Genomic DNA, 11,679 nt, shown 5'->3' on the forward strand with positions numbered 1-11,679 from the left:
GCACACGTCCCCCCGGCCCGCCGATTAACCATGCCTGATCATCAAAGCCCTACGGCGCGGCGAGCGTAACATGAACCGGCCGGTAATAACGGAACTCCCTTCATCGAGCGCACACTCGGCGAGGGGCGTTCCGTTATTACCGGCTGTAACCGAAATTCGTCAGGCCTGACCCGGCCGCGGCGGAAGGTCCCAAGTGGGGTCCTCGAACGGTGCGGCGACAACGGAGTCCCACGTCGGGTCCGGCGGCGTGCCGACACCGCCGGCTTCGCCCGCCAGGACCGCACCGAGCACCGGTGATCCACCCAGCGCGAGCACCGCGGCAACCGCCACGAAGGTCGCCTTGAACAAATTGGCCGTCATTTCTCTGCTCCCCCAAAACTGCCATTCGACTTCGATATCAAGCGTTAATCGGTGAGCTAAGTCCGGAGGCTGTTTCCGCCTTCCGTTCCGCTGACAGGATTCTTGCCGCGCCGGTCCCGAGCTCACCAGGGGAATGGATTGTCAGGCTCTTGCCCTGGCAGAAGACTGTCACCGGTGGAATTCGTTCCGCTTGGTCCGGGGGAGACCCCGCGCGTAGAAGAAGTAGAGGTCGCGGGCCTACTACTGGCCGATGACGTGCATCCCCCTCCGGACTCTGGGAGCAGCCGCATGACCGTCATCGACGCCTCGACCGCCGCTCCACCGGTCCTCGAGCCGCCCCCGAGGCCGGACCTTGCCACGCGGACCGCCGAGCTGCGGGACCGGCACCGGCGGGCGGCGGACGGTACGGACCCGTCGGCGACCGAGCGGCAACATGCCCGCGGCAAACTCACCGCGCGCGAGCGGCTGGACCTGCTCTTCGACAAGGACTCGTTCTGCGAGGTGGAGCCCCTGCGGGTGCACCGGGCGACGGGTTTCGGGCTGGAGCACAAGCGCCCCTACACCGACGGGGTGGTGACCGGCTGGGGCACCGTGGAGGGGCGGACGGTGTTCGCCTACGCCCATGACTTCCGGATCTTCGGCGGGGCGCTCGGGGAGGCCCACGCCGAGAAGATCCACAAGGTGATGGACCTGGCCGAGGCGGCCGGCGCCCCGCTGGTGGCCCTGTGCGACGGCGCGGGCGCCCGCATCCAGGAGGGGGTCACCGCGCTGGCCGGGTACGGCGGCATCTTCCGCCGCAACGTCCGCATGTCCGGGGTGGTTCCGCAGATCAGCGTCATGCTCGGCCCGTGCGCGGGCGGGGCGGCGTACTCGCCGGCGCTCACCGACTTCGTCTTCATGGTGCGCGGGATCTCCCAGATGTTCATCACCGGACCGGACGTGGTGCGGGCGGTGACGGGCGAGGAGATCAGCCAGGACGGGCTGGGCGGGGCGGACGTGCACGGCGGCACGACGGGCGTGGCAGCTTTCGTCCACGACGACGAGGAGTCCTGCCTCCTGGAGGTACGGCATCTGCTGTCGCTGCTCCCGGCCAACAACCGGGAGCTGCCGCCCCGCGAATGGACGAACGACCCCGCGAACCGGCGTACGGAATCCCTCGCCGACCTCGTACCCGCCGACCCGGCCCGGTCGTACGACATCCGCGACGTCATCGCGGAGATCGTGGACGACGGGGACTGGACGGAGATCCACGCCCAGTGGGCGCAGAACGTGGTGTGCGCGCTGGCCAGGCTCGACGGGCACACGGTCGGCATCGTCGCCAACCAGCCCGCGCACCTCGCGGGCGTACTCGACATCAACGCCTCGGAGAAGGCGGCCCGGTTCGTACGGACCTGCGACGCCTTCAGCATTCCGCTGGTGACGCTGCTGGACGTGCCGGGCTTCCTGCCGGGCGCCGACCAGGAGCACGGCGGGATCATCCGGCACGGCGCGAAGCTGCTGTACGCGTACTGCGACGCGACCGTCCCGCGGGTCCAGCTGATCCTGCGCAAGGCGTACGGCGGCGCGTACATCGTCATGGACTCCCGTTCCATCGGCGCCGACCTGTCGTTCGCCTGGCCGACCAACGAGATCGCCGTGATGGGCGCGGAGGGCGCGGCCAATGTGGTGTTCCGCCGGGAGATCGCGGCGGCGGACGACCCGGAGGCGACCCGGCAGCGGCTGATCGAGGAGTACCGCGAGCAGCTGATGCATCCGTACTACGCCGCCGAGCGCGGCCTGGTCGACGACGTGATCGACCCGGCCGAGACCCGGGCCGTGCTGATCCGGTCGCTGTCGATGCTGCGCAGCAAGCAGACGTCGCTGCCGTCCCGGAAGCACGGCAACTCCCCCACCTAGGAGGCTCCCTTGAAGACACTGACGTCCCCGCCCCCGGCCAAGCCGGCTCCCGCGCCCGACCCGGCGGTCAACTCGACCGAGCCGCTGATCTCCGTCCTGCGGGGTACCCCGGACCCGGCGGAGCTGGCGGCGCTCACCGCCGTCCTGCTGTCCCGGCTGCGCGAGGCCAAAGCCGCGCCCGCGGAGCCGGCCCCGGCTCCGGCGCGGGCCCCGTGGAGCCGGCCGGCCTTCCACTCGGCCGCCTCCTGGCACGCACCGGACGGCCTCGGGCGCTGACCGCGAGAGGTCCCGTATAGGCGCGGCGGAGATCCGCGATATCTCCCCCTCCCACTCTGAGGCACGTCGGCGCCGGGAAGATCCCGGCGCCCCTCTCGTTGGAGGACTCTGATGCGCCGTCGTCTCGCCACCGTCATCGCCGCTTCCGCCGCCGCGATCGTCGCCATAGCCACCCCGGCCGCGGCCGCCCCGGCCGACAAGCCGCAGGTGCTGAGCAGTTGGACGCAGACCAGTGCGGCCAGCTACAACGCCTGGGCGTCGGCGCGCGCGAACCAGGGCAACTGGTCGGCGTACGGCTTCGACTGGTCGACGGACTACTGCACGACCTCTCCGGACAACCCGTTCGGCTTCCCGTTCCAGACGGCCTGTGCCCGGCACGACTTCGGCTACCGCAACTACAAGGCGACCGGCACCTTCAGCGCGAACAAGCCGCGTCTCGACGACGCCTTCTACTCGGACCTCAAGCGGGTCTGCTCCGCCTACTCGGGTCTGAAGAAGACCTCGTGCGATTCGACCGCGTGGACCTACTACCAGGCCGTGAAGGCCTTCGGGAACACCGCCGCGGTGGACAGCGGCGCCTCGGCCTGACCCCCGGCGCGGGGCACAGGAGTGAAGACGTACCCATCATGACAGGTCAGAGGGCGTTTTCGTAGGACGAAGGGCACAGGCGAATGCCCTTGTTTGGGTACCTGTGCGGCTTTCAGAATCACCGTCATGAATCACACGGCGCACATCAATCACGACGCGGTACTCCGAGCCCGGGTGGCCCTCCTCGGATCGGGGAGGCTGCCGGTCCAGCAGCGGGTCGCCGCCTACCGCGTCCTCGTCCAGGTGAGCCCGCTCGCATACCTGCCCATGCTGCCGAAGGCGCTGTACGACTACAGCAAGGAGTTCACCCACGAGCCCGCCATAGCCCTGGCCCTGCGGGCCGAGTCCGTCGCCGCCGCGCGCCGCCTGTGCGGACTGGAGCCCGAACGGGCCCCCCTGCTCGCCGCCGCGCTGACCGGCTACCGCGAGCAGCTCGAGCTCATGGAGCGCCGGGAGGAACTGGCCGCCGTGGACGAGGAGATCGCGCGCATCGGCCGGGGCCCCGGTTTCTGACGCGTCGTCGGCCCCGTCAGGCGGCGACGCGTTCGGGCCGTCTGCGGGAGACGGCGACGCCGGCCAGGCAGATCGCGCCGCCCAGCAGGGTCAGATCCATGCGCGCCAACGTACTCACGCCGCCCCCGGCTCCCTAAGCGATTTCCGCGGCCGCATCGGCCGGCACCGCCCGCAGGGCGGCCGCGTAGGCCTGCGGGTGAGTGGTGTTGCCGTTGTGCCCGCCCGGGAACGTCCGTATCCGGGTGTCCAGCAGGTCCGCCAGTGCGAGCGCGCACTGGCGGTCGAAGACGGTCGCCGGTGTGGTCTCGCCCAGGGCCGGGATGATCCGCGTCGTGGTCTGGGCAAGCGCGGCCGGGTCGAGGGTGTCCTGGATGATCGCCGAGAAGTCGTGCGCGATGAAGTAGTCGAAGTTGGCCCGCCGCCGGTCGTCGAGGGGCTGGGGGGTCAGTCCCGGCTCGACGTCCTTCCGGGAGAGGTCTATGCCGAGCACCCGGGCCATCTCCGAGAAGACGGCGCCGAGTCCGCCCGTGCGGTAGGTGTCCTGGAGACCGGCGAGCTCCGCCTCGTGGTGGGCTCGGGCGGCCGCGGGCAGCAGCCTCGGGGCGACCGGCTCGTGGGCGACCAGCGTGGCGACCTGCTCCGGATGCCGGGCGGCCAGGTGGAGTCCTATGACCGCGCCCAGGCTGCAACCGAGCATCAGGACCGGTTCGTCGGTGACGGCGGCGAGCAGGTGGTGCACGTCCTCGGCGTGCTCGGCGAGTGTCGTGGTCCGCCCGGGCTCCGCCGCCCGGCTGCGCGAGAGGCCGCGCCGGTCGTAGGTGAGGACGGTGTAGGCGTCGGTGAGGTGCGGGAGCAGGTCCACGGTGCGGTCCGCGTCGCCCTCGCCGCTCTGCGCGATCAGCAACAGCGGGCCGGAACCCTGGAGTTCGTAGTGCAGCGTGGCGCCGGGAACGGTCAGGCCGGGCATGGTGACTCCTTCGTACGGCGGCGCGGACCCTTCGTCCGCTGCTCTGCGACCAGCCTAATCCATCGAAATCGATACATCAAGAGAGATGCATCTCTGGAGATACATCTCCTCTGATGTACCGTGACCGGGTGGATGGCATCGAACTGTTCCTGCTGGGCCGCGCCCTGATGAAGCTCGGCGAAGAGGCCCTGCCCGAACCCCCGGGCGGCTCCGGCCAGTACGCCGGCAGCACCCGCGCCGTGGTCATCGTGGCGGGGGACATCGCCGCGCACCCGGACACCACCGTCGGCGAGACCGCCCAGCGCACGGGCCTGCCGCAGAGTCAGGTCTCGGGCGCCGTGGCCCGCCTGAAGGAGGCCGGGTCCGTGGAGACGGCCGCCGACCCCGCCGACCGCCGCCGCACACTGGTCCGCCAGGCCCCCGAGGTCTCCGCGCGCGTGGCCGCCGTACGGTCCGCCGGCTCCTCCAAGGTGGAGGCGGCCCTTGCCCGGGTCCTCGGCGAGGCGGAGGCACAGCGCCTGCCCGAGGTGGCAGAGGCCCTGGAGGTACTGGCCCGGCACCTGGTCCGCGACGGCCGCTGACTCGGTCGGCGCACCGTGTTCATCGCAGGGTGAGCGGGGTCTGCGACTCGATGCGGGTCAGCTTCTCGGGGTTGCGGACGTAGTAGAGGCCCGTGATGCGGCCGTCCTGGACGCGTACCGCCATGACCCCGTCGAGCTCCCCGTCCAGGTGTACGACGAGTGCCGGGCTGCCGTTGACCACGGTGAGGGCGACGGTGAGGGGGGTCTCGTTCTTGCGCAGCCCGCCGACCATGAAGCGGGCCACCTTGTCGGCACCGAGGATCGGCCGTACCGCGGCCTGCTTGATGCCGCCGCCGTCGCCCATCAGGACGACCTCCGGCGCGAGCACGTCGAGGAGGCCCTGCAGGTCTCCGCCGTCGAGCGCGCGCCGGAACGACTCCAGTGCCAGCCGCGTCTCGCTCGCGGAGACCACCTCGCGGGGGCGGCGGGCGTCGACGTGTTTGCGGGCGCGGTGGGCGATCTGGCGGACAGCGGCAGGGGTCTTGTCGACGGCGGCCGCGATCTCCTCGTAGCCGACGTCGAAGACCTCTCGCAGCACGAAGACCGCGCGCTCGGTCGGCGACAGCGTCTCCAGGACGAGCATCATCGCCATCGACACGCTCTCGGCGAGCTCGACGTCCTCGGCCACGTCCGGCGCCGTCAGCAGCGGCTCGGGCAGCCACTGGCCCACGTACGCCTCCTTGCGGCGCGTCATGGTGCGCAGCCGGTTCAGGGCCTGACGGGTCGTGATCCGGACCAGGTAGGCGCGCTGGTCGCCCACCTGGTCCAGGTCGACGCGGACCCACCGCAGCCACGTCTCCTGGAGGACGTCCTCGGCGTCGGCCGCCGATCCGAGCATCTCGTAGGCGACGGTGAAGAGCAGGTTGCGGTGGGCGACGAACGCGCCGGTCGCCGGGTCGGGGGCGTGCTCGCTCATACGGCCCGCTCGGCGGGGGCCGGCGCCTGGCCGCTCTTGGCCTGCAGCTGCTGTCGGCGCGTGTCGGCTCCCCCGGCGCGGTGCAGGCGGTACCCGCCGGGCTTGTGCGCCTCGTCGGCCATGTGCTTGATGACGCCCACGCACACGACCTCCTTGAGCTTGGCGCCCAGACGGCCGTCGACGTTGAACCACACCGCGACGTCGGTCCGCTTGGCGAACTGGAAGATGCCGTCGGCGCGGCCCAGGCTGATGCACTGGGCCGCGAACGACTGGTTGAGGGTCTCGGGCCGTTCGCCGGCGATCCGGCTGAGGATCGTGTCGGCGGCCCGCGCGCCCAGCGGCATCGCGGCCTGGCAGCTCATCCGCAGCGGCAGGTCCGACGGCGCCGCCGAATCCCCGGCCGCGATGATGCGTACATCGTCCACGCTGGTCAGCGTCTCGTCCGTGAGCAGGCGGCCCAGCACGTCGGTGCTCAGCCCGCTGCGCACGGCCAGGTCCGGCACGCCGAAGCCGACGGTCCAGATGGTCACGGCGCTCGGCAACTCGCGGCCGCCGCCGATCCGGACGGCATCCGCGGTCACGGCCGTCACCTTCGTGTCGGGGCCGTCGAGCACGGTCACGCCGAGCCGGGCCAGGCGCTTGGCGACCGAGCGGCGGCCCCGGGAGTGCAGGTACGGGCCGAGCACCCCGCCGCACACCAGGGTCACGCTGCGGCCCTGCTCCGCCAGCTCGGCCGCCGTCTCGATGCCGGTCGGACCCGCGCCGACCACCGTCACCGCGGCCGTCGCGGGTGCGGCGTCCAGGACCGGCCGCAGCCGCTGCGCCTCCTCGAAGGTGCCGATCGGGTAGGCGAACTCGGCCGCCCCGGGCACGTTCGGGTCGGCGCTGCCGCTGCCGACCGCGTAGACGAGGTAGTCGTAGCCGACCGTGGCGCCCGAGGCCAGCTCCACGCCGCGCCCGGCCGCGTCGATCCGGGTCACGGTGTCGACCACCAGCCGGACCCCCTCGGCCAGGACCTCCCGGTAGTCGTGGACCGCACCGTCCGTACCGCCCACCAGCTGGTGCAGGCGGATCCGGTGCACGAAGGACGGGCGCGGGTTGATCAGCGTCACCGTCACATCGCCGCGCTGCGTGAGGCGGTTGGCCGCCATGACGCCCGCGTACCCGCCGCCGATCACGACCACTTCGGTGTTCTCGTTCATGGTGTCTCCTCCGCTTCAAGGGGTTCGGCCTCAAGACACCGACGCCCCGGCCCTTGTGACAGGTACGGCCATGTGACCTGCGCCATAGGTCCTCACATCGGTGCAGTCACTGCACTGCTGTGCAGTGACTGCATGAAGATATACTTATTGCCTGAGGGGGCGTCAAGCCCCGTCCCACTCACCGACCCGGGAGCGACAGGCAACGATGACCAGTGACGATCCAGTCCGCCGCGGCGGCCGCGAAGCGCAGCGCCGCCGCACCCGCAAGGCGATCGTCGAAGCGGCGGTCCGGCTGAGCGCCGGCGGAGCGACGCCGTCCATAGACGAGATCGCGGCCGCCGCCGACGTGTCGCGACGCACGGTCTACGCGTACTTCCCGAGCCTCGACCACCTGCTGATCGACGCCACCGCCGGCGCGCTCAACGAGCCCCCGGTCGAGGAGGCGTTGAACGACCCCTCGATCGCCGACGACCCGGCAGCCCGGGTGGACGCCCTCATAAGGACGCTGTTGAAGTACTCACCGCAGTCGCTCCCCCTGGGCCGCCGGCTGATCCGGCTGACCGTCGACCCGCCGGTGGCGAGCGGCACCGAGGAGCCGACCGGCCCGCGCCGGGGCCCCCGCCGGATCGAATGGCTGGAGCAGGCCTGCGAACCGCTCCGCGACACCCTCGGCCAGGAGGCGTACCAGCGCCTGATCTCGGCGCTGACCATCGTGGTCGGCTGGGAGGCCCAGATCGCCCTGCGCGACGTCCGCGGCCTCGGCCCGGAAGCCGAGGAGGAGGCCATCACCTGGGCGGCCCGCGCCCTGGTGGAGGCGGCGATCAGGGAACACGCAGCGGACACCCGTTAAGACACGAAAACGGGCGGCGTACCCGACTCGGTGTCGGAGTACGCCGCCCTCGGGCGGTACGGGGTGCGGGAGGCGGCCCGCGCTGTCATGCCGGTTACTTCGGGTCGCTGTTGAACTTCGAGGCCGACCAGAAGTAGCCGAGCACCGCGAGGCCCAGGCACCAGGCGACCGCGAGCCACCCGTTGTGGCCGATCTCGGTGCCGAGCAGCAGCCCGCGCAGGGTCTCGATGGCGGGCGTGAACGGCTGGTACTCGGCGATCGGCTGGAACCAGCCCGGCATCGAGTCGACCGGGACGAAGGCGCTGGACAGGAGCGGCAGCAGGATCATCGGCAGCGCGTTGTTGCTGGCGCCCTCCGCGTTCGGGCTGACCAGGCCCATGCCGACCGCGATCCAGGTGAGCCCCAGGGCGAAGAGCACGAGCAGTCCGAACGCCGCCAGCCACTCCAGGGCCGTGGCGTCCGTGGACCGGAAGCCGATGGCCACGGCGACGGCGCCCACGAGGACCACGCTGGCGATGCACTGCAGCACGCTGCCGATGACGTGCCCGATCAGCACCGAGCCGCGGTGGATCGCCATCGTGCGGAAGCGGGCGATGATGCCCTCGTTCATGTCGGTGGAGACGGACACCGCGGTGCCGATCGTGGTGCTGCCGACGGTCATCAGCAGCAGGCCCGGCACGAGATAGGCGATGTACGCGGAGCGGTCGCCGCCGCCGATGCCCGCGCTCATGGTGTCGCCGAAGATGTAGACGAAGAGCAGCAGCAGCATGATCGGCGTGAGCAGCAGGTTCAGGGTGAGGGACGGGTAGCGCCGGGCGTGCAGGAGGTTGCGGCGCAGCATCGTGGCGGAGTCGCGGACGGCGAGGGAGAGGGAACTCATCGGACAGACTCCTTGGGCTGGTTCGGCTGGGTGGGGACGCTGGGGCCGGTCAGGGCGAAGAACACGTCGTCGAGGTCGGGGGTGTGGACGGTGAGCTCGTCGGCCTCGATGCCGGCCGAGTCCAGCCGGTCGAGGATGGAGCGCAGCTCGCGCTGGCTGCCGTCGCTGGGGATCTGCAGGGAGAGCGACTCCTCGTCCGGGGTGACCTCGCGCAGCGCGGAGGCGGCGCTCCGGTACGCGGAAGGGTCGGAGAAGCGGAGCCGGACGTGGCCGCCGGGGATCATCCGCTTGAGCTCCTCGGCGGTGCCCTGGGCGGCGATCCTGCCGTCGTTGAGCACGGCGATACGGTCGGCGAGCTGGTCGGCCTCCTCCAGGTACTGGGTGGTGAGGAAGACGGTGACGCCGTCGGAGACGAGGTCCCGGATGATCTGCCACATGTTGTGGCGGGAGCGGGGGTCGAGGCCGGTGGTGGGCTCGTCGAGGAAGATGATCCGCGGGTTGCCGACCAGGGTCATGGCGATGTCGAGGCGGCGCTTCATGCCGCCGGAGTAGGTGGAGGCGGGCTTCGACGCGGCCTCCACCAGGTCGAAGCGCCCGAGGAGTTCGGCGGCGACCCGCCGCCCCTCGCGCTTGGAGAGGTGGTGCAGGTCGGCCATGAGGAGCATGTTCTCCTCGCCGGTGATCAGGCCGTCGACGGCGGAGAACTGTCCGGTGACACCGATCGCGGCGCGCACGGCCTGGGGGTCGGTGGCGAGGTCGTGGCCGCCGACGCGGATCTCGCCGGCGTCGGCGGTAACGAGGGTGGAGAGGATCTTGACCGCGGTGGTCTTGCCCGCGCCGTTCGGGCCGAGCAGGGAGAAGATCGTTCCTTCGGGGACGACCAGGTCGACTCCGTCGAGGACGGTCTTGTCGCCGTAGGACTTGCGCAGCCCGTTCGCCGCGATGGCCGGGGTGGTCATGATGGGTGCTCCTCGGTGGCTTCGGGTCAGTTGCTGCGGGCGGTGATGTTGCCGTAGGCGGTGGTCGCCTGGATGTTCAGGCCGGCGGCGGCGCCGTCGGCGTTCTGGAGCGCGTTGCTGATGCGGCCGTAGCCGGTGCCGGCGTCCAGGGAGGCCGAGACTCCGCGGGCCGCGCCGACCGAGATGTCGCCGGCCTGCGTGCGCAGTTCGACGGTGCCGTTCACAGCCTCGGCGATCTTGAGGTCGCCCTTCTGGGTGCTGATCTCCGCCGGGCCGCCCAGGCGGCCGACCGAGATGTCACCGGCCTGGAGGGTCAGGCGGGCACCCGCGGTCTCGTCGAGCTTGACCGAACCGGCCGCACCCTCGAAGGCGACGTCGCCCAGGCGTCCGACGCCCCGGAACTCGGCGGCGGCCGCCTTCGCCTCCACCCGGGAGCCGGCCGGCAGCTGGACCGTCACCTCGACGGAACCGGAGTTCCCCAGGATCCGGTTCTTCGCCGGCGCGGCCTCGATCCGCAGGACGCCCTCGCGGTACTCGACCGTGACCTGCTCGGCCGCCTTCACGTCGCGGCCACTCGAAGCGCTCGCCGGCCGGACCTCGACCGTGGTGTCCGCCCGGTCCGCGGCGATGAACCGGATGCTCCCCGCCGGGATGTCCAGGACGGCGGCGATCGGGGCGGCGGTGTCGAACTTCTGCATGGTGGCTCTCCTTGAGCTCGTCGTTTCCGATGACCCAAACGCTACGTTGCCTTCAAGGATTCATCAACAAGCTCGTTGCACACAGTCATCATTCATGCAGGTCAGAGCCGGTAAATCGTTGCAACGGCCCCAGGAAGTAACGCAACGACAACCATCCACGCGTTGCAATGAACTGAGAATGAACGCTATGCTGGGGGCACACAAGGAGAACGAAGGAGACCGCAATGCCGGGAGGCAGGCTCACCCAGCAGGAACGCCGGCAGATCGCACTGGGGCTGGCCGACGACCTCGCCTACGCGGAGATCGCCAGGCGTCTCGACCGCCCGACCTCGACGATCACGCGCGAGGTCATGCGCAACGGCGGCCCCGCCGCCTACCGCGCCGACCTGGCCCACCACGCCACCGAACGCCGCGCCCACCGGCGCAGGCAGGCCGCGCCCCGGGGTGCCGAGGCACCGGTGCAGGCCTACGGACGCGACCCCGAGGCCGTGCGCGAGTACGAGGAGGTCTTCACCGCCGTCATGCTGGCCTCGGGCATGCCCTCGATGACGGCCCGGGTGATGGCCCGCCTCACCCTCACCGACAGCGGCAGCCTCACCGCGTCCGAACTCGTCCAGGGCCTCCAGGTCAGCCCGGCGTCCATCTCCAAGGCGATCGCGTTCCTCGACAGCCAGGGCATGGTCCGCCGGGAACGCGACGGTGACGGCCGCCGCGAGCGCTACGCCGTCGACGACGACGTCTGGTACCAGTCGATGATGGCCAGCGCCCGCGCCATCGCCCAGGTCGTCGAGACCGCACGGCAGGGCGTCGGCGTCCTCGGCCCCGGCACCCCGGCCGCCACCCGTCTGGAGAACGTCGCCCGCTTCCTCGACTTCGTCTCCGAGACCACCCTCCGCGCGGCGGAGCAGGCCCGCGAGATCCTCCACACGAAGACCGAAATGCCCTCGGACGACCCTGCCGACCCGGCCGAGCCGCCTTCGGACCGCGGTTAGC

14 protein-coding genes are annotated in these 11,679 nt (G+C 71.1%); 7 read left to right on the top strand and 7 right to left on the bottom strand.

Going from position 1 to position 11,679, the window contains the following annotated elements:
* Positions 1 to 159 precede the first annotated feature (159 nt).
* Positions 160 to 360 (bottom strand): hypothetical protein, encoded by a 201-nt coding sequence (locus ACGFYU_RS20770; RefSeq protein WP_393828756.1) that lies wholly within the window; start codon positions 358 to 360, stop codon positions 160 to 162.
* Positions 361 to 648: 288 nt separating this feature from the next.
* Between ACGFYU_RS20770 and ACGFYU_RS20775 the strand changes: the two genes are divergently transcribed.
* From ACGFYU_RS20775 to ACGFYU_RS20790, 4 genes are all read left to right on the top strand, one after another.
* On the top strand, positions 649 to 2,256 hold the full coding sequence (locus ACGFYU_RS20775; protein WP_393828757.1) for an acyl-CoA carboxylase subunit beta: 1,608 nt from the start codon (positions 649 to 651) through the stop codon (positions 2,254 to 2,256).
* Positions 2,257 to 2,265: 9 nt separating this feature from the next.
* Complete coding sequence (locus ACGFYU_RS20780) at positions 2,266 to 2,532, top strand: acyl-CoA carboxylase subunit epsilon (protein WP_393828758.1); 267 nt, start codon at positions 2,266 to 2,268, stop codon at positions 2,530 to 2,532.
* Positions 2,533 to 2,643: 111 nt separating this feature from the next.
* Positions 2,644 to 3,120 (top strand): phospholipase, encoded by a 477-nt coding sequence (locus ACGFYU_RS20785; RefSeq protein ID WP_393828759.1) that lies wholly within the window; start codon positions 2,644 to 2,646, stop codon positions 3,118 to 3,120.
* 126 nt (positions 3,121 to 3,246) lie between these two features.
* A complete protein-coding gene (locus ACGFYU_RS20790; RefSeq protein ID WP_393828760.1) occupies positions 3,247 to 3,633 on the top strand; it encodes a hypothetical protein in 387 nt (128 codons plus the stop codon).
* Positions 3,634 to 3,766: 133 nt separating this feature from the next.
* Here ACGFYU_RS20790 and ACGFYU_RS20795 read toward each other — a convergent pair whose 3' ends face one another.
* The gene (locus ACGFYU_RS20795) at positions 3,767 to 4,600 is read right to left on the bottom strand and encodes an alpha/beta fold hydrolase (protein WP_393828761.1); all 834 of its coding nucleotides are present in this window, start codon (positions 4,598 to 4,600) and stop codon (positions 3,767 to 3,769) included.
* A 167-nt stretch (positions 4,601 to 4,767) separates the two neighbouring features.
* On the opposite strand from ACGFYU_RS20795, the gene ACGFYU_RS20800 reads away from it, so the two are divergent.
* On the top strand, positions 4,768 to 5,181 hold the full coding sequence (locus tag ACGFYU_RS20800) for a MarR family transcriptional regulator (RefSeq protein ID WP_393828856.1): 414 nt from the start codon (positions 4,768 to 4,770) through the stop codon (positions 5,179 to 5,181).
* A gap of 19 nt (positions 5,182 to 5,200) precedes the next feature.
* On the opposite strand, the gene ACGFYU_RS20805 is transcribed toward ACGFYU_RS20800, so the two are convergent.
* Together ACGFYU_RS20805 and ACGFYU_RS20810 are read right to left on the bottom strand one after the other, a co-directional pair.
* The gene (locus ACGFYU_RS20805) at positions 5,201 to 6,097 is read right to left on the bottom strand and encodes an RNA polymerase sigma-70 factor (protein ID WP_393828762.1); all 897 of its coding nucleotides are present in this window, start codon (positions 6,095 to 6,097) and stop codon (positions 5,201 to 5,203) included.
* On the bottom strand, positions 6,094 to 7,299 hold the full coding sequence (locus ACGFYU_RS20810; protein WP_393828763.1) for an NAD(P)/FAD-dependent oxidoreductase: 1,206 nt from the start codon (positions 7,297 to 7,299) through the stop codon (positions 6,094 to 6,096). Before ACGFYU_RS20810 ends, ACGFYU_RS20805 begins: the two co-directional genes overlap by 4 nt.
* Before the next feature lie 205 nt (positions 7,300 to 7,504).
* Here ACGFYU_RS20810 and ACGFYU_RS20815 point away from each other — a divergent pair, with 205 nt between their 5' ends.
* Positions 7,505 to 8,149 (top strand): TetR/AcrR family transcriptional regulator, encoded by a 645-nt coding sequence (locus ACGFYU_RS20815; protein WP_393828764.1) that lies wholly within the window; start codon positions 7,505 to 7,507, stop codon positions 8,147 to 8,149.
* A 94-nt stretch (positions 8,150 to 8,243) separates the two neighbouring features.
* Here the strand turns inward: ACGFYU_RS20815 and ACGFYU_RS20820 are convergent, their stop codons facing one another.
* From ACGFYU_RS20820 to ACGFYU_RS20830, 3 genes are read right to left on the bottom strand one after another with little or no spacing between them, the layout of a single operon-like run.
* On the bottom strand, positions 8,244 to 9,029 hold the full coding sequence (locus ACGFYU_RS20820; RefSeq protein ID WP_393828765.1) for an ABC transporter permease: 786 nt from the start codon (positions 9,027 to 9,029) through the stop codon (positions 8,244 to 8,246).
* The gene (locus ACGFYU_RS20825) at positions 9,026 to 9,988 is read right to left on the bottom strand and encodes an ATP-binding cassette domain-containing protein (RefSeq protein ID WP_393828766.1); all 963 of its coding nucleotides are present in this window, start codon (positions 9,986 to 9,988) and stop codon (positions 9,026 to 9,028) included. Before ACGFYU_RS20825 ends, ACGFYU_RS20820 begins: the two co-directional genes overlap by 4 nt.
* 26 nt (positions 9,989 to 10,014) lie before the next feature.
* Positions 10,015 to 10,686: a DUF4097 family beta strand repeat-containing protein gene (locus ACGFYU_RS20830; protein WP_393828767.1), complete on the bottom strand. Its 672-nt coding sequence runs from the start codon at positions 10,684 to 10,686 to the stop codon at positions 10,015 to 10,017.
* Between the two features lie 224 nt (positions 10,687 to 10,910).
* Between ACGFYU_RS20830 and ACGFYU_RS20835 the strand changes: the two genes are divergently transcribed.
* Entirely contained in the window at positions 10,911 to 11,678 is a 768-nt protein-coding gene (locus tag ACGFYU_RS20835; protein ID WP_393828768.1) for a helix-turn-helix domain-containing protein, read from the top strand.
* Position 11,679: the final 1 nt, after the last annotated feature.

Source organism: Streptomyces sp. NPDC048337 (genome assembly GCF_043201175.1).
Classification (GTDB): Bacteria; Actinomycetota; Actinomycetes; order Streptomycetales; family Streptomycetaceae; genus Streptomyces.

Bases quoted from the DNA above. Each gene is read 5' to 3' on its own strand.
- ACGFYU_RS20770 (WP_393828756.1), bottom strand. From the start codon at position 360: ATGACGGCCAATTTGTTCAAGGCGACCTTCGTGGCGGTTGCCGCGGTG.
- ACGFYU_RS20775 (WP_393828757.1), top strand. From the start codon at position 649: ATGACCGTCATCGACGCCTCGACCGCCGCTCCACCGGTCCTCGAGCCG.
- ACGFYU_RS20785 (WP_393828759.1), top strand. From the start codon at position 2,644: ATGCGCCGTCGTCTCGCCACCGTCATCGCCGCTTCCGCCGCCGCGATC.
- ACGFYU_RS20790 (WP_393828760.1), top strand. From the start codon at position 3,247: ATGAATCACACGGCGCACATCAATCACGACGCGGTACTCCGAGCCCGG.
- ACGFYU_RS20795 (WP_393828761.1), bottom strand. From the start codon at position 4,600: ATGCCCGGCCTGACCGTTCCCGGCGCCACGCTGCACTACGAACTCCAG.
- ACGFYU_RS20800 (WP_393828856.1), top strand. From the start codon at position 4,768: ATGAAGCTCGGCGAAGAGGCCCTGCCCGAACCCCCGGGCGGCTCCGGC.
- ACGFYU_RS20805 (WP_393828762.1), bottom strand. From the start codon at position 6,097: ATGAGCGAGCACGCCCCCGACCCGGCGACCGGCGCGTTCGTCGCCCAC.
- ACGFYU_RS20810 (WP_393828763.1), bottom strand. From the start codon at position 7,299: ATGAACGAGAACACCGAAGTGGTCGTGATCGGCGGCGGGTACGCGGGC.
- ACGFYU_RS20815 (WP_393828764.1), top strand. From the start codon at position 7,505: ATGACCAGTGACGATCCAGTCCGCCGCGGCGGCCGCGAAGCGCAGCGC.
- ACGFYU_RS20820 (WP_393828765.1), bottom strand. From the start codon at position 9,029: ATGAGTTCCCTCTCCCTCGCCGTCCGCGACTCCGCCACGATGCTGCGC.
- ACGFYU_RS20825 (WP_393828766.1), bottom strand. From the start codon at position 9,988: ATGACCACCCCGGCCATCGCGGCGAACGGGCTGCGCAAGTCCTACGGC.
- ACGFYU_RS20830 (WP_393828767.1), bottom strand. From the start codon at position 10,686: ATGCAGAAGTTCGACACCGCCGCCCCGATCGCCGCCGTCCTGGACATC.
- ACGFYU_RS20835 (WP_393828768.1), top strand. From the start codon at position 10,911: ATGCCGGGAGGCAGGCTCACCCAGCAGGAACGCCGGCAGATCGCACTG.